The sequence below is a fragment of the Nocardia sp. NPDC001965 genome (genome assembly GCF_053594175.1).
Genome location: NZ_JBSFDZ010000022.1, coordinates 28157 through 52746, shown reverse-complemented (window position 1 = coordinate 52746; position 24590 = coordinate 28157). Strand labels below are relative to the sequence as shown.

The following is a 24590-nucleotide window of genomic DNA, read 5'->3' as shown; positions in this document are numbered from 1 at the left end:
GCCATGTCCCTCGTCACCCGTGTCACGGACCTGATCGGCCGCACCCCGCTCTTCGAATTGGCCGCGACCTCGTCCGGCACCCGATTACTGCTCAAACTCGAACAGTTCAACCCGACCGGCGCCGCCAAGATCCGAATGGCGCGGGAAATGGTTCTCGACGCGGAGCGTCGGGGTTTGCTGCGCGACGGCGGACATATCATCGAATCCACCTCCGGAAATACCGGGCTCGGTCTCGCGGTGGTCGCCGCCGAACGCGGCTATCGTTTCACCGCGGTGGTCGATCATCACGCGAGTAAGGACAAACTGCGGGCGATGCGGGCAATGGGCGCGGAGCTGGTTTTCGTCGCCGACGACGGTGACGACAATCTGGCGACTTCGGCGCGGGAAGATCACGCGGCCGCGATGGCGGCAGCGCAACCGGACGCTTTCTTCACCGAACAGCACAACAACGACGCCAACGCTGTCGGCTATTACGCGGTCGCCGAGGAATTACTGGCCGAGGTGGATCGCGTCGATATCCTGCTGTCCGCGGTCGGCACCGGCGGTTCGCTGTTCGGCACCGCGACCCGGTTGCGGCAGCTCGGCTGTGTACCGCGGGTCATCGGAGTGGAACCGGTCGGTTCCATCGCCTTCGGCGGGCCGGGTGGACCGTATTGGCAGTCGGGCACCGGCACTCCGCCCGGCGCCACCATCGGTACCGCGGTGGACTACGACCTCCTCGACGAGGGGATGAAGGTGACCGACCGGGCCGCGTTCGCCACCTGCCGCGCGATATCGCACCGGCTGGGCCTGATGCTCGGCGGTTCCGCGGGCGGTTCGGTCCATGCCGCGCTGACCCGGCTCGAAGAATTCCCGGCCGGATCCACCGTGGTCACCATTGTCTGCGACGGAGGCGAGAAGTATCTCGACACCGTATTCGACGACGACTGGATGGCCGCCCGAGAGCTGCTCGACCCTGATACCGAGCGCGACGTCCACGCCATGCTCACCCGGTATGCCCCCGGGAGCCGGGGCAATCATCCGGTGGGGGCGGCCGTTTTGAACGATGCTGTTGCCGGGAATACCCACGCCGTCCGCGCCGTCCGGCCGGACGACCACGAACATACGGAGGAATCGGACACTATGGTGCGGGCCCGGTGATCGGCACACCTCTCTCGCGAATTCGTCCCGACGGGCGGCGGCTGGCCGCCCTGGCCACCCCCATCGCACTGACCCAGCTCGCGCAGGTGGCCGTATCCACTACCAATATCGCGCTGATGGGCGGCCTCGGTGTACGCGCGGTCGCCGCGGGCGGTCTCGCGCTGGTGCTGTTCAACCAGATCCGCACCATGTGCGTCGGATTGATCACCGGTAGCGGCAACCAGATCGCCGCCGCGGTGGGCGCCGCCGGCAAACGCGGCGACGATCCCGAACCCGAGGTCCGCGATGTGGTCCGGTCGAGTTTCCTGATCGCCACCGTCGCCGGCCTGTTCGGCGGCGCGATACTGATCGGCCTCGGCTGGTCGCTGCAGTGGCTCGGTCAGGACGCCGGGGTACTGGCCGATGCCCGGCCGCTGATGGTGGCGCTGGCCCCCGGTCTACTGCCCTGCCTCTGGTTCCAGGTTTTGCGCCAGTACACCGTGGGGATGCAGCGGCCGCAGGCACTGCTCGCGGTCACCCTGGGTTCGATCGCGGTCAACCTGGTGCTCGCCATGGCCCTGATCCACGGCTGGGCCGGGCTGCCCGCGCTCGGGCTGACCGGTGTGGGGGTGGCGACCTCCCTGGTCTTCCTGCTCATGTTCGCCGTGTTCGCGACGATGGTGCGCCGCGATCCGGAACTGGGTCCTACGCTGCCGGTCCGCCCGTGGCCGGTGCGGATGGCGACCGTCCGCGGCGAACTGCGGCTGGGCACGCCCATCGCCCTCACCTACGGTTCCGAGGCGGGGATGTTCTCGGTACTCGCGCTGGTGATGGGTGCTCTGGGCCCGGCGGCGCTGGCCGCCCACAATGTGGTTTACCAGGTGATCTACATCGTGTTCCAGATCGCCATCGGCATTTCACACGGTGCCTCGATCCTGGTCAGCCACAGTGTCGCCCGGGACGAGACCTCGCACGCGCGGGGCCTGGCCCGGCTGGCACTGCAATTCGCCGGGGCGGTCGCCCTGGTCACCGGGCTCGCCTACGCCTTCGTCCCCGATCTGGTGCTGCGTCCCTTCCTGGATCCCACCGATCAGGCGACCGCGGCGGTGGCGCGGTCGCTCCTGCTGATCGGTATCGTGCTCCAGTTCTTCGACGCGGCGCAGAACATCGGCACCGGGCTGCTGCGCGGGTTGCAGGCCACCGACGCCGGTTTCCGGCTGTCGGTGGTCGGCTACTGGATCGTCGGCCTGCCGACGGCACTTGTACTGGCCTATCCGGTCGGTATGGGCGCGGCCGGGGTCTGGTGGGGGCTGACCGCGGGCCTGGCCGCCACCGCCGCCCTCATGCTGCGTAAATACTTCAGTCTGCTGGACCAGCGGGACGCCGTGCTGGCTCCTCGCCCGCGGCAGGTCGTAAGTTAGGATTGCCTCTCCAAAGTTTGAGCGGAGGGAGTCGGGCGGTGCGTATCGTCGTCCTGTTCGGTTCGGAAATGGGCACAGCGGAGAACGTGGCCGAGAACATCGCCGCGGAGATATCCGGACACGAGGTCACGGTCGCGGATATGAGCGAGTTCGATATCGCCGGCCTCGATACCGAGAGCTTCCACATCATCGTGTGCTCCACCTACGGTGCGGGTGACCTGCCCACCGGTGCCGAACCGTTCTTCGAAACACTCGAGGCGCGCCGCCCGGATCTGCGCGGTCTGCACTTCGCCGTGTTCGGCCTCGGCGATTCGGTCTACGACAACACCTTCAACCGGGGTGGCGAGATCGCCGCCGAGAAGCTCACCGCATTCGGTGGTATCCAGATCGGCGAACACGCCCGCCACGACGCGTCCACCGATATCGCGCCCGCCGCGATGGGCCGCGAATGGGCCCGGACTCTCCCCCTCGAGTCCACCACCCTGGCCGGCGCCTGAGCCCGGACGATCCGGCCGAGCGGGCGACCGATACAGCGCTCACCTCCGGTTCTGAGGTCTGCCTTTCCCGGATCTCACCGATTGTGGCCGATACCAGCGCGTTCCGGCGCAGGTCGGGGCCTGGTGCTTCCCCCGCATGTGTCCGCGCCGACCTCTAGACTGGTGCGTGGTACGGCATTACCCCCGCTGTACCACGTCGATCCAGGAGGGGACGATATGGCAGCCGGAATCAGTCCTGCGGAAAATCCCGCAACCGACCATCCCGAGCTGGAAGCGCTGCCGGAGTGGCCGCAGGAGACGATCGCGGTTCTGGTCACCACCGATCCCGCGCCGCATGCCATCCCGGTCTCGTGGCCGGTGCGCGCAGGCGACCGGCGAATCCTGTTGAGCCTCAAATTCGATCGTGGATCGCTGGCCCGGCTCCGCGAGCGGCCGCAGGTCGCGTTGCTCATTCTGGGTGGCGGCAATGTGGCGCTGTGCGCGCGTGGGGCGGCCAAGGTCATCGCCGAGGAGATGCCCGGCGCCGACGACTATGTGGCCGTGCGTCTCGATGTGGATGTGATCGATGATCACCGGCAGTCGGCTTTCGCGGTGGCCCAGGGTATTCAGCGCACCGTACTCGACGACAGCGAGTTACACGCTCTGGAGCACCGGGTGGCGACGTTGAAATCCTGGGCGGAGAACGAAGAGAAGTTCTGAATCCGGCCGTGCGTCCCGGTCCCGTCCGATAGGGCGGCTCTCATCGGGTTTCGGCCGAGCACCCCGGCGCTCGCGGATATCGGGTGCCCTCGCGCTACGTGAGCCGGGCGCCTTCGGTGCTGTCACAAGGGCGCCTTCGACGCTGTGAGAATCGAGCGCCTTCGACGCTGTGAGAATCGAGCGCCTTCGACGCTGTGAGAATCGAGCGCCTTCGGCGCGGTGGGAAGGAGAACATGAGCGTCACACTGGCCAAGGGCGGCAATGTCTCGCTGTCCAAGCAGGCCCCCAATCTGACCAAGATCGCTGTCGGACTCGGCTGGGATGTACGCACCACAGTGGGCACCGACTACGACCTGGATGCCAGCGCCCTGGCCACCGGGCCGAGCCTGAAAGTCCTCTCGGATCAGCATTTCGTCTTCTACAACAACCTCCGGTCACCGGAGGGCTCCATCGAGCACACCGGTGACAATCTGACCGGCGAGGGCGACGGTGACGACGAGGTGATCAATGTCGATCTGGCCGTTACCCCGGAGACGATCACCAATATCTTCTTCCCGGTCTCCATCCACGATGCCGATCAGCGCGGTCAGTCCTTCGGTCAGATCCGCAATGCCTACATCCGCGTGGTCGATCTGAGCACCGGTGCCGAACTGGCCCGCTACGACCTGTCCGAGGACGCCTCCTGCGAAACCGCCATGGTCTTCGGTGAACTCTATCGCCGGCAGGGCGAATGGAAGTTCCGCGCGATCGGCCAGGGCTACGCATCGGGTCTGGCCGGTATCGCACGCGACTACGGCGTCAACGTCTGAGAATCCGCGGATAGACGCTCCACTCGCGGGACCGGACCCACGGCAGCGCTGCGCCGTCCACGGGCTTCTCCGCGGTTACGAGGACCACTCGGGCGGCGAGACGGGCACCGCTTCACCAGCTTTCCAGTCGGCGATTTCCGCCTGCCGACCACGTACATCGTTCTGTCGACGACAGGTGTGTGGCTGACGTCGATACCCGGTGGGCTGTTCGCCGCAGGATACGGTCGGTGAGATCCCGAACCGATCTCATTACAGCGGAATAGGACTCAGGTGTCTCCGACACTCCTGCGCTCGGTTTCCGAACCCGTCGTGTGGCACGGCAGTCGGCGACTCGGAAAAAGTCCCGGTGTTCTCCGATCGCGGCGACTGTGACACGTCCACTCCGGGCGATACGGCCCGGAGTGTGGCGCGGAGCCCACCGTGCTGTTCCCGAGGCGCCGTATATGAAAGGCTCCGCTGTGGGCTTCTACGGACTGTCGACCGGCCAGTACCTGCGCCAGTCCGCTGCGGACAGCGGGCGGCGGATGCCGCCGGCCGTTTCGGCGGCGTCCTCGGCCGCCCGGATCGCGGCGGCGAACCGCAGCGTGGCCTTGCGCAACCGTTCCTCGGCGCTGTCGGGCTCACCCAGTCGGACCGTACGCAATTGCGCCGGGATCAGATCGCCGGGCAGACCCGCCCGCGCGCTCCGCTGGCGGACCTTCTCGGCCAGCGCCAATGCCGGCTGCGCCATGGCGATACCGTCCAGGCAGGAACGCCGGGTCTTCTCCGCGGATTTCCTCTCCTCCCAGGCCTTTTCCTGTGCAGCGACCTTCTCGTCGACCGTGACCGCCGTGTCGAACCCGTAGTCGTCGGGACCGGCGACCAGGTGCGGACTGCGGTTCACCAGTTTGGCGACCAGCGCCGCCGCCACATCGTCGATGGTGAATTCCCCCGCCGCTTCGGCGATCCGCGAATGGAACAGCACCTGGAGCAGCAGGTCACCCAATTCCTCGCAGATGGTGCCGGCGTCCTCCTCCTGGATCGCGTCGAGCAGCTCGTAGGTTTCCTCCAGCAGGTACGGCCGCAGCGAATCGTGGGTCTGGGTGACCTCCCAGCCGCCGAACCGCCACAACCGGTCCATCACCTCCACCGCTTCGGTCAGACCGGCGGCGACGGTGGCTGTCTCCGATTCGAGCACATCTCGGTCCGGCCGGTCGCCGGACGCCTCCCCCGGAGTTGTCATCGGGCCGGACTCACCTCGGTCGCGACCGTGAGGTCGACCGCACCGGCGGCCTTACCGTCGAGTGCGAGCAGCAGATCGGCGAGATACTGGAGCAGCACCACATCGCGCAGCCGATCGGCCCCGACGCTGTCCTGCACCCGAGGTAGCGGCAACTGCACCACCGAACTGGCCGCCCGATAGGTTGCGCTCGGGTAGATCCGCTTGAGCCGCATCTGTTTCGAATCCGGCAGCGACAGCGGCGAAACCTTCACCGTCGTCCCGGTGACCGCGATCTCGGTGACCCCGTACTCCCGAGCCAGCAGCCGCAGTTTCGCGACCGAGACCAACCGGCCGACCTCGACCGGCAGCGGGCCGTAGCGGTCCACGAGTTCCTCGACCACCGCGGCCAGCGCCGGATCGTCGTGCGCGGCGGCGAGTTTGCGATAGGCCTCGAGCCGGAGCCGGTCGCTGGCAATGTAATCGGGCGGGATATGCGCATCCACCGGAAGGTCGATACGGACCTCTTTGGTCTCCTCGGTGGTGATCGGTTTCCCGTCCGCGGCAGCCCGGTAAGCCTCCACCGCCTCACCGACGAGTCGGACATAGAGGTCGAAACCCACACCCGCCACATGCCCGGACTGTTCGGCGCCCAGCACGTTACCGGCGCCACGGATCTCCAGATCCTTCATCGCCACCGCCATACCCGCGCCGAGATCGGAGTTCTGCGCGATGGTGGCGAGCCGGTCGTAGGCGGTCTCGGTGAGCGGCTTCTCCCCGGGGTACAGGAAGTAGGCGTATCCGCGTTCACGGCTGCGCCCGACCCGCCCGCGCAACTGGTGCAGCTGAGAGAGCCCGAGCGCATCGGCCCGTTCCACGATGAGCGTATTGGCGTTGGAGATGTCCAAACCGGTCTCGATGATCGTGGTACATACCAGGACATCGAATTCGCGCTGCCAGAAACCCTGCACGGTGCGTTCGAGGGTGTCCTCGTTCATCTGCCCGTGCGCCACCACCACCCGGGCCTCCGGGACCAGCTCACGGATCCGCTTGGCCGCCTTCTCGATCGAAGAGACCCGGTTGTGCACATAGAACACCTGGCCGTCGCGCAACAACTCTCGCCGGATGGCCGCGGTGACCTGCTTGTCGTTGTAGCCGCCCACATAGGTGAGCACCGGATGCCGTTCCTCGGGCGGAGTCAGGATGGTCGACATCTCCCGGATACCGGCCAGACTCATCTCCAGCGTGCGCGGAATCGGAGTCGCGGACATGGTCAGCACGTCCACATGCGTGCGCAGTGCCTTGATGTGCTCCTTGTGTTCCACCCCGAAACGCTGCTCCTCGTCCACGATCACCAGGCCGAGGTTCTTCCAGCGCACCCCGGTCTGCAGCAGCCGATGAGTACCCACGACGATATCGACCTCGCCCTCGGCCATCCCCGCGAGCACCTCCCGCGATTCCGCCGGATCGGTGAACCGGGACAGACCCTTCACCGTCACCGGGAATCCGGCGAGCCGTTCGGAGAACGTCTGCAGATGCTGCTGGGCCAGCAGCGTGGTCGGCACCAGGACCACGACCTGCTTACCGTCCTGCACGGCTTTGAAAGCCGCCCGCACCGCGATCTCGGTCTTGCCGTAACCGACATCGCCGCACACCACGCGGTCCATCGGTACAGCCTTCTCCATATCCGCCTTCACATCGGAGATGGCGGTCAGCTGATCGACGGTCTCGGTGAACGCGAAGGCGTCCTCCATCTCCCGCTGCCACGGCGTGTCCGGGCCGAACGCGTGGCCGGGCGCCGCCTGCCGGGCAGCATAGAGCTGCACCAGTTCCCCGGCGATCTCCCGCACCGCCTTACGAGCCCTGCGCTTGGTGTTCGCCCAGTCCGCGCCGCCCAGTTTCGACAAGCTGGGCAGTTCCCCGCCCACATACCGGGACAGCTGATCCAGCGATTCCATCGGAACGAACAACCGGTCGCCGGGCTGGCCGCGTTTACCGGGCGCGTATTCGATGACCAGGTATTCGCGCCGGGCGCCACCGACCGTGCGCTCGATCATCTCCACGAAACGGCCGATACCGTGCTGATCATGCACGACCATATCCCCGGCGTTCAACGCCAGCGGATCCACCTGGTTCCGGCGTTTGGCGGGCAGCCGCTTCCCGTCGCCCGGGGCGGTGACCCGATTACCGGTGAGATCGGATTCCGCGACCACCACGAGGCCGGCATCGGAGAAGATCACCCCGTCGTGCAGCGACCCGCACAGCACCCCGACCACCCCGGGCACCGGCTCCGCACCGGCAGTCAACTCGGCGGCCGGAACCTCCGCCTCACCGAGCCGCTCCAAGGTGCGCGCGGCCGTACCGTGCCCGGCCAGCACCACCACCGCCCGTCCGCCGGTCGTCACATGCGCACGCAACGAGGCGAAAATAGTCGCCACCAGCTCGTCGGAACCGCGCGCGGTGGGGCCGGACTGCACCGGCAACTCCACCTCCGACGGGTCACCGGACGCCAGCGGACTCAACGTCCACCAAGGCAGTTCCCGCCCCCCGGCACTCGCCTGGATATCGGCGAGCGGCCGATAGGCCGACGCGGCCAGATCCAGCCCGTGCGCACCCAGCGGCGCGTCACCCCCGAACGAAGCCGCGGTCCACGACGCCTCCAGGAATTCCTCACCGGTCCGCATCAGATCGGCCGCCCGGGTACGCACCTTCTCCGGATCGCACACCAGCAGATGGGTGTGTTCGGGTAACTGTTCGGTCAGCAACCGCAGCTCGCCGGGCTGCAACACCGGCAGCAGCGCCTCCATCCCCTCGACCGGGATCCCCTCGGCGAGCTTCGCCAGCATCTCCACCAGCGCGGCATCCGCCGGATTCGCCGCCGCCACTGCCGCCGCCCGCTCCCGCACCGCCGCGGTGAGCAACAGTTCCCGGCACGGCGGCGCGACCACCGGATCACTCGAGGTCTCCCCCAGCGAACGCTGATCCGCCACCGAGAAGGGCCGCAACTCGGTGATCTCGTCCCCCCAGAACTCCACCCGGACCGGATGGTCTGCCGTGGGCGGGAAGAGATCCAGGATGCCGCCGCGCACCGCGAACTCGCCGCGCTTACCGACCATATCCACCCGCGTATACGCGAATTCGACCAGCCGCGAGATCAACTCGTCGAAATCGGCCTCCCCGCCGATCCGCAACACAATCGGTTCGATATCACCCAAACCGCTCGCCATCGGCTGCATGAGCGACCGCACCGTGGTCACCACAACCCGTAGCGGCTCCGGGAACACCGGATCCTCCGGATGCGCCAGCCGCCGCAACACCTCCAGCCGGCGTCCGACGGTATCCGCGCCCGGCGACAACCGCTCGTGCGGCAGCGTCTCCCAAGACGGGAACTGCGCGACGGCCGCCCCCAGCATCTCGCCCAATTCCAGCGTCAGATCATCGGCCTCCCGGCCGGTCGCGGTCACCACCACCACCGGCCGCTCGGCCGCCATGGTCGCCGCGACGAACGACCGGGCCGCCGCCGGCGCCACCAACTCCACCGGCGACCGCCCGAGCATCCCGGCAACGGTCCGCAACGCGCTGTCGGCACCGGCCGCGGCGGCCAATCCCGCGAGTGGTGGACGTGGGGCAGACATGTTTACTCCTGAACGCCGAACGAAAGCGATTCCACCGGGCCCCGCGAGTCTATCGACGGGCGTCCAGTGAATTACCAGCGGTCCGGACAGACCTCTCCGCCGGTCTGCCGAGGTCAGGCGACCAGCGGCAAGGAACGCAAAGAGAGGTGGCCGGGTGAACTGCACGCCGCGGACGAAGAGAACGCCGGTCGCGCCGGACAGGAAGTGGTCCGGGCGGGGGGCTCGAGGCGGGGTGCGCGAATATCGGCGGCAAGGGGTACGGGTGCACGAGGTGGGCACGGGGCTTCCCGGCGGAACAGAAGACAGAGCCGTAGAACCGGGACACAGAGCCGTACAACCGGGGAGGAGAGCCCGCACACCGAGAACACAGACCCGCAGGGCGAGGTGGGGGGTGGGGGGTGCTCGGGACGGCGAGGAGATGGGGTGCTCACCACAGCGAAGACGCGGGCTCACTCACCACAGGGTGCATGCGACCTGCTCGCGAAGGTGCTGTGTTTTCGGCGCGCCGGCGCGCGGGAGGCGCCGCCAAAATTACGGCACGTAGCGGCGGAGGCGGCGGGCGGCGAATTCGCGGAAGTACGACACCTTGTCGTCGGGGACTACCGAGGGGAGGAGGAAGTACCAGGCTCGTTCCATCCGCGAGGCCATCTGGTCGACCGATTCCGTGCCGACTGCCACGATGTGGATTCCGGTGGTGAGCCCGTACAGCAGCAGGCCGATGGTCTCGGGGTCGAGGTCGGGTAGCAGGTCGCCTTGGGCGACCGCGCGTTCGGCGAGGAGGCGGTAGGTGTCGCCCCAGGTTTTGGCGATATTGTCGCCGTTGGCGCCGCGGTAGTCGCCGATCTGGTGGGTGAGTTTGAGCATGGCGCCCACCATCGGATCGTTCATCGAGAGATCGGCGACGACATAGGTGATACCGATCGCGGCCTCGAGGGCCGGGACCCGGGAGTCGAAGAATCCCTTGCAGGAGGCGACGAGGCGTTCGTTGCCCTGGTCGACCACCGCGCGGGCCAGTTCTTCCTTGGACCCGAAGTGAAAGTACAAGGCGCCCTTGGTCACGTTGGACTGCGCGATGATCTCGCTGAGGCTCGCATTGGCGTAGCCCAAGCGCAGAAAGACGTCGGCAGCGCCCGCCAGCACGGAATCGCGAGTGATCTCCGCGCGCGCTTGCCTAGCCATCACTTCCGCCTGTCATCCCAATAACCAGCCATCCTGAAGTAGACCGACATTGTCGAAGTAGACCGACTTACCGCCCGAACAGCACCCAGAGGATGGGTGAACCGTACCATCCGTGTTCGCTACGTCTCTCGATTCGCCGGCCGCCCGAGTTCGCCGGGTAGTTCATTCGCGGTTGCGCGAACTGCGCTGCCCGCCCGGGGAGTTCGCCGGGCCCGGGCCGTTCACGGCCGGCCATTCCGAGCTGAGCTGAGGATCGGCCTCTAGATGGCTCAAACCGTTCCAGCACAGGTTCACCAGGTGCGCGGCCACCACTTCTTTGGACGGGGTGCGCACATCCAGCCACCAGGTGGCGGCGGTGGCCACCATGCCGACCAGCGCTTGCGCGTAGAGGGTGGCGAGGCTGGTGTCGAGGTCGCGTCGTTCGAAATCGCCGGCGAGCAGATGCGCCACCTGGTTGACCGCTTCGTTGAGCAGACTCGAATAGCGGCCGTCGGTGGAGGACACCGGCTGGTCGCGTACCAGGATGCGGAATCCGTCGGTGCGCTGCTCGATGTAGGTGAGCAGCGCGAGAGCCACTTGTTCGAGCCGGACTCGCGACCTGTTGTTGGTGAGGGAGGAAGTGATCATGTCCAGCAGCATCGACATCTCACGGTCGACGACGACGGCGTAGAGCCCTTCCTTGCCGCCGAAGTGTTCGTAGACGACGGGCTTGGAAACCAGGGCGCGTTGCGCGATCTCCTCGATGGAGGTGGCGTCGTATCCGCGCTCGGCGAACAGGGCACGGCCGATTTCGATCAACTGCTGGCGCCGCTGGGTACCGGTCATCCGCTGTCTGGCCGCCGGGACCTGTTCGGTGACCTCTTCGGTGTCACCGGCGGCCCGCAACTCCTCGGTTGTTCTCGGTTCTCCCGACGACACGTTTCCCACCTCCCTGGTTATCGGGGTCGCGGAGGGCCGGAGCCGGACCTGCGACCAGAACCATCGAGTCAACTGTCCCAGACCCGCGGCGGCCGGAGTCACCCGGGCGGCGCCGGTAGCCCGCCGACCACGGAAAGGAGGCATCGTGCTGCCTGCTGGCGTGTCGCCACCACCACGGTTCGACGTATCCCGGGGTGGCATGCGAGTATCGTTGCCGTGCCGGGGCACAGCGGTGGGATTCGGGTACCTACCGGTGTGACAGTCCGCCGTAGTGTAATGGCAGCACCTCTGATTTTGGTTCAGATAGTTCAGGTTCGAGTCCTGGCGGCGGAGCAGCTCGCGTGCACGATGACCATCGTCGGCCCGAGGGAGATTCATGCAGGAGCAGACCGCCGTCATCGTGCTAGCCGCAGGTGCCGGTACGAGAATGCGGTCGAAGACCCCCAAGGTGCTGCACCCGCTGGCCGGGCGCAGCATGCTGGCGCACGCGTTGTACGCGGCCGATTCCATCGACCCGCACCATCTGGTCACCGTGGTGGGCCACGATCGTGAGCAGGTTGGTGCGGCCGCGGCCGCGGTGGCCGCGGAGCTCCACCGGGAGATCGTGCCGGTCGTCCAGGAGCAGCAGCTCGGGACCGGGCACGCCGTGCAGATCGGGCTCACCGGATTGCCCGCCGAGTTCACCGGCGATGTGATCGTCACCTCGGGTGATGTCCCGTTGCTGGACGGGCACACCCTGTCCGCCCTGCTCGACGAGCATCGGAGCTATCCGGAGCGTCCCGCCGTCACGGTGCTCACCTTCGTGCCCGACGATCCGAACGGTTACGGCCGGATCGTGCGCGACGCCGACGGCGAGGTCGCCGAGATCGTCGAGCATGCCGACGCGACTCCCGATCAGGCCGCGATCCGCGAGGTCAATTCCGGTGTGTACGCCTTCGACGCCGCGGTGCTGCGCACCATGCTCGGCCGGTTGTCGACCGCCAACGCCCAGCACGAGCTCTATCTCACCGATGTCCTGAAGCTGGCCCGCGAAGCGGGATACCCGGTGCAGGGCGCCCGGCTGGTCGATTCGGCCAAGGTCACCGGGGTGAACGACCGGGTGCAGCTGGCTGCCGCGGCCCATACGCTCAACCGCTACATCCTGGAGCGGCATATGCGGGCCGGGGTGACCATCATGGATCCCGCCACCACCTGGATCGATACCGATGTCCGGATCGGCCGCGACACGGTGGTGCGCCCGGGGGTCCAGTTGCTGGGGACCACGGTGATCGGCGAGGACGCCGAGATCGGACCGGATTCCACGCTCACGAACATGGTGGTCGGCGACGGCGCCCGGGTGATCCGGACGCACGGGGATGCCGCCACGATCGGTCCGAAGGCGACGGTCGGGCCGTTCGGGTATCTGCGGCCGGGCACGGTGCTGGGCGAGTCCGGCAAGATCGGCGCCTTCGTCGAGACCAAGAACGTCGATATCGGCCGGCACACCAAGGTCCCGCATCTGACCTATATCGGCGACGCCACCATCGGCGAGCACAGCAACATCGGAGCATCCAGTGTGTTCGTGAACTACGACGGGGTGAACAAACACCGGACCGTGGTCGGCTCCCACGTACGAACCGGCAGCGATACGATGTTCATTGCGCCGGTGACCGTGGGTGACGGTGCCTATACCGGGGCAGGTACTGTACTGCGGGAAGACGTTCCGCCGGGCGCGTTGGCAGTGTCCGGGGGTACACAGCGCAATATCGAGAACTGGGTGCAGCGGAAGCGTCCAGGTACTGCTGCAGCAGACGCGGCGGCGAAAGCGCTCGCGGCCGATGAGAACACCGGATCGGGCAACAAAGCTTAAGGATGGCAACCAGCAGTGACCGCGTCATGGATCGACAACCAGAAGAACCTGATGCTCTTCGCCGGACGGTCGCACCCAGAACTAGCCGAGCAGGTGGCCAAGGAACTCGACGTTCATGTCACCCCGCAGACCGCGCGTGAGTTCGCCAACGGGGAGATCTTCGTCCGCTTCGAGGAGTCGGTCCGTGGCTCGGACGCCTTCGTCCTGCAGAGTTTCCCGGCCCCGCTGAACCAGTGGCTGATGGAACAGCTGATCATGATCGACGCGCTCAAGCGCGGTTCGGCCAAGCGGATCACCGCCATCCTGCCGTTCTACCCCTACGCCCGCCAGGACAAGAAGCACCGCGGCCGTGAGCCCATCTCGGCTCGTCTGGTCGCCGATCTGCTCAAGACCGCGGGTGCCGACCGCATCGTCACCGTCGATCTGCACACCGACCAGATCCAGGGTTTCTTCGACGGCCCGGTCGACCATATGCACGCGCAGCTGCAGCTCGCCGAATATGTCCGCACCAACTACAGCCTCGACAACATCACCGTGGTCTCCCCCGACTCCGGCCGGGTGCGGGTGGCAGAGAAGTGGGCGGATTCGCTGGACGGGGCGCCGCTGGCGTTCATCCACAAGACCCGGGACCCGCTGGTCCCCAACCAGGTGAAGTCGAACCGGGTGGTCGGCTCGGTCGAGGGCCGTACCTGCATCCTGATCGACGATATGATCGACACCGGTGGCACCATCGCCGGCGCGGTGAACGTGCTGCGTGAGGCCGGTGCCGGTGATGTGGTGATCGCGGCGACGCACGGTGTGCTGAGTGCCCCCGCCGCCGAGCGTCTCGCGTCCTGCGGCGCCAAGGAGGTCGTGGTGACCAACACCCTGCCGATCACCGAGGACAAGAAGTTCCCGCAGCTCACCGTATTGTCCATCGCGCCGCTGCTGGCCCGCACCATCCGTGAGGTGTTCGAGAACGGTTCGGTGACCGGACTGTTCAACGGCAACGCCTGATACATCCTGTCGAACGGCCCCGGACCCGCTGGTCCGGGGCCGTTCGACGTTCCGGCGACAAACCCGACACCGCTGGTCACGGTCCCCCGGCGGGACCGCACGGCAGCGCATACTGGTTGGTATGGATCGCGAACCACGAGAGCCCGACATGGGTGACGACGAGCAGGAGGACGAGGTCCGCGCCTACGAACGCTATATCGAGGACCCGCCCGCCGATCTGCGCATTCGCAACCGCGAAGGCGATGACGACGGCCGGCTCGGCATAGCCGAGGAACTTCGGCAGGAACCGGACCGCCGCGACCGCGCCGCCGAGAACGACGACGATCGTCCCGCCGAGGCCGCCGCCATCCATATAGAGGACGAACCCGACAGCTGACGCTGCGCCCGCACCGCGGTACCGGCCTACGAGCCCTCGACGCTACGAACGAGGAGACGTGATGAGCACACCGCAGGACCCGCGCGACTCCGGCGAGACCCCGGAGGACAACAGCACAGGCCGGCCGGAACCCGATTCCGGCGCAGCCGAGCATCCGTCCACGGAGCGCCCCCGGGAATCTCCGGACGAACCGTCCCGCACTCCGGGCGCCCCGCAGCCGCCCGACGCCGGTCGGACCCCCACGCACGCCCCCGAGCCGCCGTGGGGCGGCCCCTCTCCCGCTGCCCCGCAGCCGCCCGAGCCCGCCGAGACACCGCCGGCCGGCTCCGATGACCCGCCCACCGAGTACCTGCCGAAGCTGCTCGGCCGCGAATCCCGGCCCGGCGACGCGGCGCGGCCGGGAACAGACGAACAGCCGGATACGGGTTCGGCGGCGTTCGCGCAGGGCTGGCAGCCGGGCGCACCGGAACAGCAGCCGCCCGGCGGTGAAGTGCCCCCGCAGGCGTGGTCGGCCCGGCCCGAGGAACAGGCACCGGGGCAGGCCTGGCAGCAACAGCCACCCGGTGGACAGCCGGGTTACGGACAGCCGCCGGGTGGGTCGCCCTACCAGCCACCGGGTGGTCAGTACCCACCGGGCGGTTACGGAGGTGGGTACGAGCAGACCGGCGGCGGATACGGCGGACAGCCCGGAGCCGGATACGGGGGCCGACCGGGCTGGGACGCGCCGGGGCAGCAGCAGAGCTGGGGTGCGCAGGAGCAGCCGGGCTGGGGCGGTGCTCCCGGCGCGCAGCAGGGGTGGCCCGGCACCGGTGGTGCGCCGGGCGGGCCGCAGGGGTCGGGCGGTGGGCCCGGTGGCTATCCGGCCTACCCCGAACAGCAGTACCAGCCCTACGGCGCCACCCGGGAACCGGAACGTTCGGGACCACAGATCCTGTCCATCATCGGCTTCGTCTGTGCCGCGGTCTCGCTGCTGTTCTGTCCCATCGTGTTCGGTGCCGCCGGGATCGTGCTCGGTGTGGTCGGTCATATCCGGGGCGAACCGCTGGGCAAATGGGCGGCCATCGCGGCGGCGATATGCCTGGTCGTCGGCGTGGTCGTCGGTCTGCTCCTCACCGGGACCGAAATAGTGCCCAACGAATCGGCCGGCTGATCGCGACCGGCCCGGCACCGCGGCTACCGGTGTTGTTGTGGAGCGTCACAAGGTCACCGCGTTCGCCGGGCCCGGGTCGGGAGCGCGGTCGAGCGTGGGGCCGCCGCCGATCCCGCCGACCTGATCCTGCGTCTGGATCTGGCCCGCGACCTGCTCTACCACTGCGGTCAGGATATGCGTCATCTGGCCGGCTTCCTACCGGAGCTGTATCGAGAATTCCGTGTCCGCCCCTCGGCCGGTCTTCCTGGAACCGCACTTTTCGCCCATGCTCAGCACGCCGCGGCGGCGACGGATATCGTCTGGCCCATGCGCGACGAACAAGGCGCCGGTGGATTCGCGACGGCGGCAGGGGCGGCGCTGCCGCCGTGGTGCGGATAGATGTCCCAGCGGGAACTGGTCGTCCTGGGCACCGCGAGCCAGGTGCCGACCACCCGGCGCAACCACAACGGATACATCCTGCGCTGGGGTGGCGAGGCCGTACTGTTCGACCCGGGTGAGGGCACCCAGCGACAGATGATCCGGGCCGGGATCTCCGCCACCGATCTCACCCGGATCGCCATAACCCATTTCCACGGTGATCACAGCCTGGGTCTGGCGGGGGTGGTCCAGCGGATCAATCTCGATCGGGTCCCGCATCCGATCGACACCTACTTTCCAGCCTCGGGTCAGCGATACTTCGACAATCTCTGCGATGCCACCGCCTACCACCGCGCGGTGGAATTGCGGCAGCGGCCGATCACCGGCCCGGGCGCGCTACCCGCTCCCGGCGCCCCGTTCGAGATCGTCACCGCCCGGCTCGACCATCCGGTGGAGGCGTTCGGCTACCGGCTGACCGAGCCGGACTATCGCACGATCCGGCCGGAGCGGCTCGACGAACTGGGCCTGCACGGTCCGGTCGTGGGCCGCCTGCAACGGGAGGGCGAGATCGCTTGGCGGGGCCGGACAGTGACCCTCGACGAGGTGAGCACGCTGCGGCGCGGGCAGAGTTTCGCATTCGTCATGGACACCCGGGTCTGCTCGGGCGCAACAGAACTCGCGGCGGGCGTGGACATGCTCGTAATCGAAGCCACCTTCCTGGACGCCGACGCGCAGCTGGCCGCCGAACACGGCCATCTCACCGCGGCACAGGCGGCCCGGATCGCGGCCGACGCCGGCGCCCGAACGCTGGTCCTGACCCATTTCTCGCAGCGCTACCCCGACCTGGACCGGCATCTCACCGAAGCACAGCGGGTGTTCGGCGGGGATATCGTGATCGCCGCGGATCTGGATCACATTCCGTTCCCCACACGCCGCTGATTCTTTCGATGCCGGTGGCGGCCGGCCGTCACGGCCCGGCGACCGGCTCGATCCGAGTACCGTCGCGCAGCCCGATCGACATGATGTCGGACGGCTGCTCCAGTTCGAGCCGGTGCCAGCGTTTACGTGGCACTACGAACGCGGTTCCTGCGGTGAGCCGCACCTCTGTTCCGGTATCGCCCGGACCGGCCGGGCGCAGATAGAGCCGGAACGCGCCGGACAGACAGCACACCGCTTCCTCGGACGCCGGATGCATCTCCCAGTGGTCGGCATGGACTTCGGCATCGGTCTCCACGTGGAAGGTGGCCAGCTGCCAGCCGTCGGTGCCGCTGCTCATCCGGCGTTCGCCGTCGGACACCCGGCCGCCGGAATGGAAGCTCAGTGCGCGAGCGAACATATCGATGGAGGAGATCATGATGATTCCTTTCGTCTTTCGTGAAATAAATTGGGGCACAGGGTTTTCGATTGCCGGCAGGCGCGGCGCCGGGTCAGGCGGGGACGACCGGCGGCGCGGCCGGATCGGAGGACGGGGCCGACGCCACACCGGCGTCCGGTGCGGCGGAAGCGCGGCGGGGCAACACCACCGCGGCCGCCACCGCGGCGAGTACGAATACTGTCGCCGAGACGGTCAGTGCGAGCGCGTATCCGCTGTTGAGCGCGGTCGGGTCGGCGGCGGTGCCGGTTCGGTTCGCGGCCACCGTGGCCAGCACCGCGACCCCGATACTCCCGCCGAGCTGCCGGGAGCTGTTGAACACACCCGAGGCCATACCGGCCTCCCTGGCCTGGACTCCCATCGACGCGGCGACCGCCGCCGGAGCCAGGCACAACCCGATTCCCAGACCGCCGATGATCGACGGGCCGAGGACATCGGTGAGGAAGGCGCCGTCCGGGCTGATCGTGGCGAACCAGAGCAGACCGGCGGCTGTCACCATCGCACCGGTCATCAAAGTCACCCGCGGTGACCGGCGCGCGCCCGCTTTCGTGGCGAGCACGGTGCCGAGCACGGTCATCACCGAGAAAGGCAGGAACGCCGCCCCGGTGGCGCCCGCGCCCATACCCAGCACCTGCTGCATGTACAGCGACACCAGGTAGAACGCGGCGAATTGTCCGGCGGCGGCGAGGAAGACGAACATGTTCGCCCCGGCGACCCAGCGGTTTCCGAACAGTCCGAGCCGCACCAGCGGTGCGGCGGAACGGTTCTCGACCACGACGAAGGCGACCAGGAGCAGCACACCGGCTGCCGCGGTGACGACCGTAACCGGCGCGGTCCAGCCGTAGTGGTCGGTTCGGACGACCCCGGTCACCAGCAGGCCGATTCCGCCGGTGGCCAGGACAGCGCCGAACAGGTCGAGCCGTCTGCCACCGTGCCCGGCGTCGGCACCGATACCGGCCGCGGTCGCACCGGCCGCGATGACCACGAGCGGCACATTGATCAGCATCACCCAACGCCAGTCCGCGAATTCGGTGAGCAATCCACCGACCAGCACACCGCTCGCGCCGCCGGCCGCGTTCACCCCGCTCCAGATCCCGAGCGCCCGCACCCGGGCGGCGCCTTCTGCGAAGGTGGTGGTGAGTACCGCCAGCGCGGCCGGAGCGAGCGCGGCGGCCGCGCATCCCTGGACCGCGCGGGCGGCCACCAGTTGCCACGGCTGCTGCGCGAGCCCGCCGGCCAGCGAGGCGATCCCGAAGACGGCGAGCCCGGCGACAAGCAGACGGCGGCGGCCGAACAGATCGCTCGCGGTGCCACCGAGCAGCAGGAACCCCCCGAATGTCAGGGCATAGATATGTACGACCCAGGCGAGATCCAGCGGCGCGAAACCGAGATCGGCGCGGATCGACGGTAGCGCCACGTTCATCACCGCCATATCCAGCGCGACCATGAACTGAGCGGTCACGACGGCCGCGAGAGTGAGGGAAGGCCGTCGACGAATGTTTTTATACACGTATAAAAAGTAACCGTGCGGCGAGGCCGTGTCCAGAGCCGGGAAGCCGATGCGCGAAGATGACCTCATGACCGAGTCCGCGCCGCGCACCGGCAGACCGCCGAAGATCTCCCGTTCGGAGATCGTGGCCGCCGCGGACACGGTGGTCGCCGCCGACGGCCCGGGCGCGCTCACCATGCGCCGGGTCGCCACCGAGCTCGGATGCACACCGATGGCCCTCTACCACCACGTTCGCGATAAGGACGAACTGTTGCGGCTACTGCTCGAGGACTACGCCGAACACGTGGAATGGCCGGCGCTACCGGAAGATCCGCGGGAGCGGATGGTCACGGCCGCCCTCGCCGTACACGAGGTGCTCACGGCCCGCTCCTGGTTCGTCGAGATCCTCGCCGCCGACGATCTACTCGGCGTTTCCGCACTCTGGGCCCCCGAAGCCATCATCGACGGCGCCGTCGGCTGCGGCCTCACCGCCGACGAGGCGGTCCGCGCCTACCGGATCATCTGGCACTACACCGCGGGCGAGATCATCGTCCGCGCCCGCTCCGCGCGGCGCGCCGCGGACGGCCGCCCGACGTTCCGTGCGCAGGTCTTCGCGGATCTGGACCCCGAGACCCTCCCCCGGCTTGCCGAGGTGGGCCCGCGCTGGGTCGAACTCACCGCCGAGGACACCTACCTACTCGGTCTCCGAGCCCTGATCACCGGCCTGGTCGGCCCGGCGCGGCACTAGCGGGCCCCGCCGACGGTTTCCGGCACGGGTGCCACGCCGTCGAACCGCTCACGGTTGGCCTGCACCTCGTCCATATGCGCCTCGGCCCACACCTTGATCCCGCGCATGATCTGGTGCAGCGACAGCCCGAGTTCGGTCAGTTCATAGGTGACCGTGACCGGCACGGTCGGAGTCACCGTACGGACGACCAGCCCGTCCCGCTCCAGGGTGCGCAGAGTCTGGGTGAGCATTTTCTGGCTGACCCCGGCCAGCCGCCGGGCCAGCTCGGAATACCGCATCGCCTGCGGCTCACCGGCACAGTCGGCCCCGGCGTGCGGACCACCGCTACCCAGCGCGGACAGGACCAGCGCCACCCATTTTCCGGAGATCCGTTCCAGCAGCTGACGACTGGGGCAGCCGTCGAAGAACGCGTCGTAATCCACCTTGTCCCGGGCTCGCTGCTGGGCCGCCGTCATCGTCGCCACGACCGCTCCTTCCTACCTCGCGGTGGTATACGCACTTCGAGGTGCCTACTTCCCGATGGAGAGTTACCCATCCATTGTGGAGTCACAGCGAAGAAATCTCCACAGGAGGCGATATGTCCAGCACCTTCCGCAGCGCGGTCGTCCGGACCCCGGCCGGCCCCGATTCCATCGAGATCATCGATGTCCCCGTCACCGAACCCGGGCCGGGCCGGGTACGGGTCGAAATCACCGCCGCTACCGTCAACCCCGTCGACCTGGCCTTGACGGCCGGTGTCTTCCACGGCCTCGGACTGATCACCCGGTCCGCCTACACCGGTATCGGCACCGATTTCGCCGGTACCGTCGCCGCGACCGGCCCCGGCGTCGATATCCCGATCGGTACCCCCGTCGCGGGCCTCGTGGGCGGATTCGACCGCGATTACGGCACCTACGCCGAACAGGTCATCGTCCCGGCGAGCGATATCGCCCGTATCCCGGACGGACTCGACCCGGCCGTCGCGGCGACCGTCCCGCTGAACAGTCTCACCGCCGCCCAGCTGGTGGATCTGCTCGGCGTGGGGGACGGCCGGCGCCTGCTGGTGACCGGTGCCGCGGGCGCCGTCGGCAGTTACGTGATCCGGTTCGCGCAGGAACGCGGCTGGCAGGTCACCGGGCTGGCCCGGGCCGGCGACGAGGAGTTCGTACGCGGACTCGGCGCCGATTTCGCGGTCACGGCGACCCCCGGCTGGGACGCGGTGGCCGATGCCGCGACCCTGCAGGAACAAGGTCTGGCGCTGGTCCGCGACGGCGGCCTGTTCGTCGGTGTCCGGCCGGGTGCCGAACCACCCACCGAGCGGGGGATCACGGTTCGTGCCGTATCTGTCCAGGCCGACGGCACCCGCCTGGCCGGTTTCCTCACCGATACCGCGAGCGGCCGGTTGCCGGCCCGGGTACACACGGTGCTCCCGCTGGACCGGGCCGCCGACGCACATCGGGAGGTCGCCAAGGGCGGGGTGCGGGGGAAATATGTTCTCCGACCCTGAGCCGGACTCACCGAGCGATATCGGCTCACCTGTGGCCGATCGCTCATGGATCCCGATGTCCGGGTAGCAGTCACGGCGGCCGCCGCGGCACTATCGGCACGATTCGTGCATCGAGGAGTCCGGTCGCGGTTCCGGTCGGTGGCGAACGAAGTTCACCCGATGCAGGGAGGCCCCCGGACCCTTCGGGGGACACCGGTGGTACCGCCGAAACTGTGCCACCGGTGGTCCGATCACGGCCGCCACAGCACATCGGACCCTGCATCGGGTTTCGTATCCCTCGCTTCCGAGGAAGCGAGGAGCTCCACCCGCAGTGATCGTATACCGGAACAGAAACGTCTGCGGCACAACGCGAGACCGGCCGGAACCGGGGCCGGCCCGCCGGTCACCGCCGCGCCCGGCCCGCCGACCGCCCGCGAAGTGGCCGAATCCGCCCAGGATGTACCGACCCGGACAACCCGGCCGCGCCCGGGCGACTCGATTGCGTCACCCGGGCGACCGCGGTCCGTCAAATCGCGAAGGTGGCGAATGCCGACCACAGCACCGGCGAGTCCACGACGGCTCCGGTCGCCCGCCAGGCATCCAGCCGGGCGCGTTGCCATTGTGCGAGAGCAGCGACCGGGTCGGTGGTTTCGTGGGCCGCGTCGACCGCACAGATCACTTCTTGCAGTGGCGCGGCGCCGGTCGCGCCACCGAGACGCTGGAAGGCGAGATCGGTGGGCAACGGCCAGCGGGTCGCGGTGACCAGTTCAGCGCCCCCGGTGATCATGGCGGCGATCAGGCCCAGCGCCTCGGTGAATCGCAGGTCGCCGCCGCTCTCACAGGCGATGAGGGCGACGCGGCTGGGCACGGGCCACAATTCCCGACCCGCTACCGGCTCGGATTCGAGCGTATGAGTGCCCAGCAGCAGGTCCTTGGCGGACAGCGGGCGATGGGCCCGGTGCGGTTCGGCGAATCCGACCGTATCGACGGAACAGGACAGGTGCAGTTCGGTGTTCTCGCTCTGCCCGGATTCCGGCCGCGCGGCGGTGACATGGCCGACGTAGAGCAGCCGGGCGGCACCGGCGCGCAACGCGCGCGAGAGCCATTCACGATCGAGATCGGTGCGGCGGAAGATCTCGGCGGGTTCGCCGATCTCGGGCCGGATCCGGCCCGCACGGATATGTTCCCCGATGCGTTCGGTCAGCGGAGTCGGATGGGTCATCCGGCCCAGCACCGAACCCAGTTCGGAATCGGCGCGGAAGCCGGGCACCCGGGGATCGAGGACGGCCACCACCGGCAATCCGCGGGTCCGCTCCCAGGAACGTCCGATACGGCCGGGGGCGTGCACGATTCCCGCCGGTGCCAGCAGGCCGATATCGGCGATATCGATCAACCGGAGTTCCGGCGCCGGGGCCAGGATCTCCCATGGCACCTGGGCGACCCTCGGCGAGGGCTGGAGCCGGATGAGTGGACGGATCCCCTGCTGGTGGAGCGAATACAACTGGATCGCCAGACCCTCGGCCAGCAGCGCCCGGGAGAGATCGCGTGCCAGCAGGTATTCCGAATCGGCTGCGGCGAGGGCGCCGGTGGTGAGCGTACGTTCCAGGCCGCCGGGGCTACTGGGGTCCGGGAGCGCGGCCGCGAGCTCGCCCACCACTCTGTCGATCTCGGCACCGGGCAGCGCCGTGACACCCGGTGCGGCATCGTGGCCGAACCAACGCCACGAGACGTACACATCGCCCGCGTCGGCCATCCGGACCAGCACGGTCGGCCGATCGACCCGCTCGGGATCCCGGTCGCTCACAGCGCGATCACCCGGTCCTCGCGGACACGCCGACCGTAACGCTGTTCGGCGGCCGCGATGTAGTCGCCGAGCGCGATACGCGGGCCGGGCGGCACGGCCAGTCGCGGCGGCGGCGACACCGGAAGCCCGGCCGATGCCGCGACTCGCGCGAGTGCGGCACCCAGATGCAATGGGCCCGGGGCGGGCTCGACGCCGGACGGCTGCACGGAACTGTCCAGCGGGAACAGCGGACGCTCCACCCCATCGCCGGAGGCGGTATCGAACGTCGTTCCCGCGCACTGTGTTTCGATCAGATCGATGAGCAGCTGACCGTCCCGGCACAGGTGGGCGAATCGGAAGGCCAGCCGGACAGCGGGATCGGCGACCTCCCGGTTCCACTGATCCCGCTGATGGCCGCCCGGCAGGGTGTAGCGCACCGCGTCGATGGCGATCGCGGCCGGCACGGCAAGCGCACGGCCCAGCGCCAGCAGTTCGTCCGGCGGAGATTCCATATCGTCGACCACCATCTGGACCAGCACCGCGTGCCAGAAGTCGAGCTGGGCGCACTGCAGGCCGAGCCCGCGTTCGGCGTAGACGGTGAACGCCGCGCCGAGCAGCTGCTGCCCCGCCCCGACTTCCCCCCGCGCGTACGCCACGGTGGCGAGGCGGCACTGCACGGAAGCGGAGTCCAGAACGGCACCGGAACTCCGGAAACAGTCCAGGCTGCGCCCGTACCATTCCTCGGCCCGGTCGGCCTCACCGCGGCATTCGGCCAGATAGCCGCGGAGCTTCCAGCCGACCCCGGCCCGATAGCCGAGTCCGGCCCGTTCGTAGTACTCCTGGCTGGCCAGCACGAGTCGCTCCGCCTCGTCGAGCCGGTCGAGACGGCTGAAGAGCTGGGCCAGATTCTGCTGCGTGTCTGCGACCGCGTTGTGGTCACCCGCCGCGGTGAACGCCGCCAATGCCTGCTGGGCGAAATCCACGCCGAGCTCACGGCGACCGGTCTCGAAATAGGCACCGGCCAGGTTCATCAGCGGATGCCCGGTGAGATGCGGGGCGAAACGCATTGCCGCGTGCAGGGATTCGGTGGCGATTTCGACGACCCGGTTCCATTGACTGCGGTGGGTCGCCACAGCAGTGAGCGACAGCAGACATGAAACACGCAGCACACCCAGATCCTCGGCGTCGGCGAGCAGGTCATGCGCCTTCTCCAGAGCCGATTGTGCGTCGTCGAGCGCACCGAGATGTTGCAGCGCTTGCGAATAGTTGATCAGTGTGGAGGCCGTTTTCTCGACGGCGTCGGCCGGGATCTGGTCCAGCGCGGACCGATACCGGGTCGCGGCGCCCTGATGGTCACCGAGTTCGTCGTACATACTCGCGGCGTTGATCAGGGCACTGGTGCGGAGACCGCCGGTGGTGGTCGCCACCGCGTGTTCGAAAATTCGCAGCGCCGCGGCGATATCCCCGCGCTGGTACGCGGCCGCGCCCTCGTAGAGCAGCTCCAGCCCGGGCGGATCTTGTTCGCTCATC

The 24590-nt window shown here is 68.2% G+C and carries 23 protein-coding genes and 1 tRNA gene; 14 read left to right on the top strand and 10 right to left on the bottom strand.

Going from position 1 to position 24590, the window contains the following annotated elements; translation table 11 throughout:
• Nucleotides 1-3: 3 nt before the first annotated feature.
• The 5 genes from ACWCPQ_RS25520 to ACWCPQ_RS25500 all read left to right on the top strand — a co-directional run bounded on the left by ACWCPQ_RS25520 (nucleotide 4) and on the right by ACWCPQ_RS25500 (nucleotide 4545).
• A complete protein-coding gene (locus tag ACWCPQ_RS25520; RefSeq protein WP_449903177.1) occupies nucleotides 4-1140 on the top strand; it encodes a PLP-dependent cysteine synthase family protein in 1137 nt (378 codons plus the stop codon).
• Complete coding sequence (locus ACWCPQ_RS25515) at nucleotides 1137-2540, top strand: MATE family efflux transporter (RefSeq protein ID WP_449903175.1); 1404 nt, start codon at nucleotides 1137-1139, stop codon at nucleotides 2538-2540. The genes ACWCPQ_RS25520 and ACWCPQ_RS25515 overlap by 4 nt, the downstream gene beginning before the upstream one ends.
• Nucleotides 2541-2578: 38 nt before the next feature.
• Nucleotides 2579-3037, top strand: coding sequence for a flavodoxin domain-containing protein (locus ACWCPQ_RS25510; protein WP_449903172.1), 459 nt, complete (start codon nucleotides 2579-2581; stop codon nucleotides 3035-3037).
• A gap of 216 nt (nucleotides 3038-3253) precedes the next feature.
• A complete protein-coding gene (locus ACWCPQ_RS25505) occupies nucleotides 3254-3736 on the top strand; it encodes a pyridoxamine 5'-phosphate oxidase family protein (protein WP_449903170.1) in 483 nt (160 codons plus the stop codon).
• A gap of 233 nt (nucleotides 3737-3969) precedes the next feature.
• Nucleotides 3970-4545 carry a TerD family protein gene (locus tag ACWCPQ_RS25500; RefSeq protein WP_449903168.1) on the top strand — a complete coding sequence of 192 codons (576 nt, stop codon included), beginning with the start codon at nucleotides 3970-3972 and terminating at the stop codon, nucleotides 4543-4545.
• 466 nt (nucleotides 4546-5011) lie between these two features.
• Here ACWCPQ_RS25500 and ACWCPQ_RS25495 read toward each other — a convergent pair whose 3' ends face one another.
• The 4 genes from ACWCPQ_RS25495 to ACWCPQ_RS25480 form a co-directional block, all read right to left on the bottom strand.
• Nucleotides 5012-5665: a MazG family protein gene (locus ACWCPQ_RS25495; protein ID WP_449903268.1), complete on the bottom strand. Its 654-nt coding sequence runs from the start codon at nucleotides 5663-5665 to the stop codon at nucleotides 5012-5014.
• Nucleotides 5666-5763: 98 nt separating this feature from the next.
• Nucleotides 5764-9378: a transcription-repair coupling factor gene (gene mfd / locus ACWCPQ_RS25490; RefSeq protein ID WP_449903166.1), complete on the bottom strand. Its 3615-nt coding sequence runs from the start codon at nucleotides 9376-9378 to the stop codon at nucleotides 5764-5766.
• A gap of 531 nt (nucleotides 9379-9909) precedes the next feature.
• The gene (locus ACWCPQ_RS25485) at nucleotides 9910-10557 is read right to left on the bottom strand and encodes a TetR family transcriptional regulator (RefSeq protein WP_449903164.1); all 648 of its coding nucleotides are present in this window, start codon (nucleotides 10555-10557) and stop codon (nucleotides 9910-9912) included.
• Between the two features lie 162 nt (nucleotides 10558-10719).
• Entirely contained in the window at nucleotides 10720-11382 is a 663-nt protein-coding gene (locus ACWCPQ_RS25480) for a TetR/AcrR family transcriptional regulator (RefSeq protein ID WP_449903266.1), read from the bottom strand.
• 355 nt (nucleotides 11383-11737) lie between these two features.
• Between ACWCPQ_RS25480 and ACWCPQ_RS25475 the strand changes: the two genes are divergently transcribed.
• The 5 genes from ACWCPQ_RS25475 to ACWCPQ_RS25455 all read left to right on the top strand — a co-directional run bounded on the left by ACWCPQ_RS25475 (nucleotide 11738) and on the right by ACWCPQ_RS25455 (nucleotide 15846).
• Nucleotides 11738-11808 (top strand) — tRNA-Gln (locus ACWCPQ_RS25475).
• 43 nt (nucleotides 11809-11851) lie between these two features.
• Nucleotides 11852-13324, top strand: coding sequence for a bifunctional UDP-N-acetylglucosamine diphosphorylase/glucosamine-1-phosphate N-acetyltransferase GlmU (gene glmU, locus ACWCPQ_RS25470; protein WP_449903161.1), 1473 nt, complete (start codon nucleotides 11852-11854; stop codon nucleotides 13322-13324).
• A 15-nt stretch (nucleotides 13325-13339) separates the two neighbouring features.
• Entirely contained in the window at nucleotides 13340-14320 is a 981-nt protein-coding gene (locus ACWCPQ_RS25465; protein WP_449903159.1) for a ribose-phosphate diphosphokinase, read from the top strand.
• 121 nt (nucleotides 14321-14441) lie between these two features.
• A complete protein-coding gene (locus ACWCPQ_RS25460; protein ID WP_449903157.1) occupies nucleotides 14442-14696 on the top strand; it encodes a hypothetical protein in 255 nt (84 codons plus the stop codon).
• Between the two features lie 61 nt (nucleotides 14697-14757).
• Nucleotides 14758-15846, top strand: coding sequence for a hypothetical protein (locus tag ACWCPQ_RS25455; RefSeq protein ID WP_449903155.1), 1089 nt, complete (start codon nucleotides 14758-14760; stop codon nucleotides 15844-15846).
• A gap of 45 nt (nucleotides 15847-15891) precedes the next feature.
• Here ACWCPQ_RS25455 and ACWCPQ_RS25450 read toward each other — a convergent pair whose 3' ends face one another.
• Entirely contained in the window at nucleotides 15892-16029 is a 138-nt protein-coding gene (locus ACWCPQ_RS25450; RefSeq protein WP_449903152.1) for a hypothetical protein, read from the bottom strand.
• On the opposite strand from ACWCPQ_RS25450, the gene ACWCPQ_RS25445 reads away from it, so the two are divergent.
• Entirely contained in the window at nucleotides 15967-16224 is a 258-nt protein-coding gene (locus ACWCPQ_RS25445) for a hypothetical protein (protein WP_449903264.1), read from the top strand. The genes ACWCPQ_RS25450 and ACWCPQ_RS25445 overlap by 63 nt on opposite strands.
• A complete protein-coding gene (locus ACWCPQ_RS25440; protein ID WP_449903150.1) occupies nucleotides 16225-17142 on the top strand; it encodes a ribonuclease Z in 918 nt (305 codons plus the stop codon). It begins immediately after the preceding gene.
• A gap of 28 nt (nucleotides 17143-17170) precedes the next feature.
• On the opposite strand, the gene ACWCPQ_RS25435 is transcribed toward ACWCPQ_RS25440, so the two are convergent.
• A complete protein-coding gene (locus tag ACWCPQ_RS25435) occupies nucleotides 17171-17557 on the bottom strand; it encodes a cupin domain-containing protein (RefSeq protein ID WP_449903148.1) in 387 nt (128 codons plus the stop codon).
• Between the two features lie 73 nt (nucleotides 17558-17630).
• Nucleotides 17631-19037: an MFS transporter gene (locus tag ACWCPQ_RS25430; protein WP_449903146.1), complete on the bottom strand. Its 1407-nt coding sequence runs from the start codon at nucleotides 19035-19037 to the stop codon at nucleotides 17631-17633.
• A gap of 115 nt (nucleotides 19038-19152) precedes the next feature.
• On the opposite strand from ACWCPQ_RS25430, the gene ACWCPQ_RS25425 reads away from it, so the two are divergent.
• Entirely contained in the window at nucleotides 19153-19812 is a 660-nt protein-coding gene (locus ACWCPQ_RS25425) for a TetR/AcrR family transcriptional regulator (protein ID WP_449903143.1), read from the top strand.
• Here ACWCPQ_RS25425 and ACWCPQ_RS25420 read toward each other — a convergent pair.
• Nucleotides 19809-20276: a winged helix-turn-helix transcriptional regulator gene (locus ACWCPQ_RS25420; RefSeq protein ID WP_449903141.1), complete on the bottom strand. Its 468-nt coding sequence runs from the start codon at nucleotides 20274-20276 to the stop codon at nucleotides 19809-19811. The two genes, ACWCPQ_RS25425 and ACWCPQ_RS25420, sit on opposite strands and share 4 nt — an antisense overlap.
• A gap of 113 nt (nucleotides 20277-20389) precedes the next feature.
• On the opposite strand from ACWCPQ_RS25420, the gene ACWCPQ_RS25415 reads away from it, so the two are divergent.
• A complete protein-coding gene (locus ACWCPQ_RS25415; protein WP_449903139.1) occupies nucleotides 20390-21298 on the top strand; it encodes an NADP-dependent oxidoreductase in 909 nt (302 codons plus the stop codon).
• A 505-nt stretch (nucleotides 21299-21803) separates the two neighbouring features.
• Here ACWCPQ_RS25415 and ACWCPQ_RS25410 read toward each other — a convergent pair.
• Together ACWCPQ_RS25410 and ACWCPQ_RS25405 are read right to left on the bottom strand one after the other, a co-directional pair.
• Complete coding sequence (locus ACWCPQ_RS25410) at nucleotides 21804-23030, bottom strand: CHAT domain-containing protein (protein ID WP_449903262.1); 1227 nt, start codon at nucleotides 23028-23030, stop codon at nucleotides 21804-21806.
• A gap of 47 nt (nucleotides 23031-23077) precedes the next feature.
• Nucleotides 23078-24589, bottom strand: a complete 1512-nt coding sequence (locus tag ACWCPQ_RS25405) for a tetratricopeptide repeat protein (protein WP_449903137.1) — start codon at nucleotides 24587-24589, stop codon at nucleotides 23078-23080.
• Between the last annotated feature and the right edge of the window lies 1 nt (nucleotide 24590).

What these genes read in the sequence shown, in the direction of transcription:
- ACWCPQ_RS25495 (WP_449903268.1), bottom strand. Translation starts at nt 5,665, where the DNA reads ATGGACCGGTTGTGGCGGTTCGGCGGCTGGGAGGTCACCCAGACCCAC.
- ACWCPQ_RS25410 (WP_449903262.1), bottom strand. Translation starts at nt 23,030, where the DNA reads ATGGCCGACGCGGGCGATGTGTACGTCTCGTGGCGTTGGTTCGGCCAC.
- ACWCPQ_RS25435 (WP_449903148.1), bottom strand. Translation starts at nt 17,557, where the DNA reads ATGATCTCCTCCATCGATATGTTCGCTCGCGCACTGAGCTTCCATTCC.
- ACWCPQ_RS25520 (WP_449903177.1), top strand. Translation starts at nt 4, where the DNA reads ATGTCCCTCGTCACCCGTGTCACGGACCTGATCGGCCGCACCCCGCTC.
- ACWCPQ_RS25440 (WP_449903150.1), top strand. Translation starts at nt 16,225, where the DNA reads ATGTCCCAGCGGGAACTGGTCGTCCTGGGCACCGCGAGCCAGGTGCCG.
- ACWCPQ_RS25455 (WP_449903155.1), top strand. Translation starts at nt 14,758, where the DNA reads ATGAGCACACCGCAGGACCCGCGCGACTCCGGCGAGACCCCGGAGGAC.
- ACWCPQ_RS25415 (WP_449903139.1), top strand. Translation starts at nt 20,390, where the DNA reads ATGTCCAGCACCTTCCGCAGCGCGGTCGTCCGGACCCCGGCCGGCCCC.
- ACWCPQ_RS25405 (WP_449903137.1), bottom strand. Translation starts at nt 24,589, where the DNA reads ATGAGCGAACAAGATCCGCCCGGGCTGGAGCTGCTCTACGAGGGCGCG.
- ACWCPQ_RS25450 (WP_449903152.1), bottom strand. Translation starts at nt 16,029, where the DNA reads ATGACGCATATCCTGACCGCAGTGGTAGAGCAGGTCGCGGGCCAGATC.
- ACWCPQ_RS25500 (WP_449903168.1), top strand. Translation starts at nt 3,970, where the DNA reads ATGAGCGTCACACTGGCCAAGGGCGGCAATGTCTCGCTGTCCAAGCAG.
- ACWCPQ_RS25505 (WP_449903170.1), top strand. Translation starts at nt 3,254, where the DNA reads ATGGCAGCCGGAATCAGTCCTGCGGAAAATCCCGCAACCGACCATCCC.
- ACWCPQ_RS25485 (WP_449903164.1), bottom strand. Translation starts at nt 10,557, where the DNA reads ATGGCTAGGCAAGCGCGCGCGGAGATCACTCGCGATTCCGTGCTGGCG.
- ACWCPQ_RS25480 (WP_449903266.1), bottom strand. Translation starts at nt 11,382, where the DNA reads ATGACCGGTACCCAGCGGCGCCAGCAGTTGATCGAAATCGGCCGTGCC.
- ACWCPQ_RS25460 (WP_449903157.1), top strand. Translation starts at nt 14,442, where the DNA reads ATGGATCGCGAACCACGAGAGCCCGACATGGGTGACGACGAGCAGGAG.
- mfd (WP_449903166.1), bottom strand. Translation starts at nt 9,378, where the DNA reads ATGTCTGCCCCACGTCCACCACTCGCGGGATTGGCCGCCGCGGCCGGT.
- glmU (WP_449903161.1), top strand. Translation starts at nt 11,852, where the DNA reads ATGCAGGAGCAGACCGCCGTCATCGTGCTAGCCGCAGGTGCCGGTACG.
- ACWCPQ_RS25425 (WP_449903143.1), top strand. Translation starts at nt 19,153, where the DNA reads ATGACCGAGTCCGCGCCGCGCACCGGCAGACCGCCGAAGATCTCCCGT.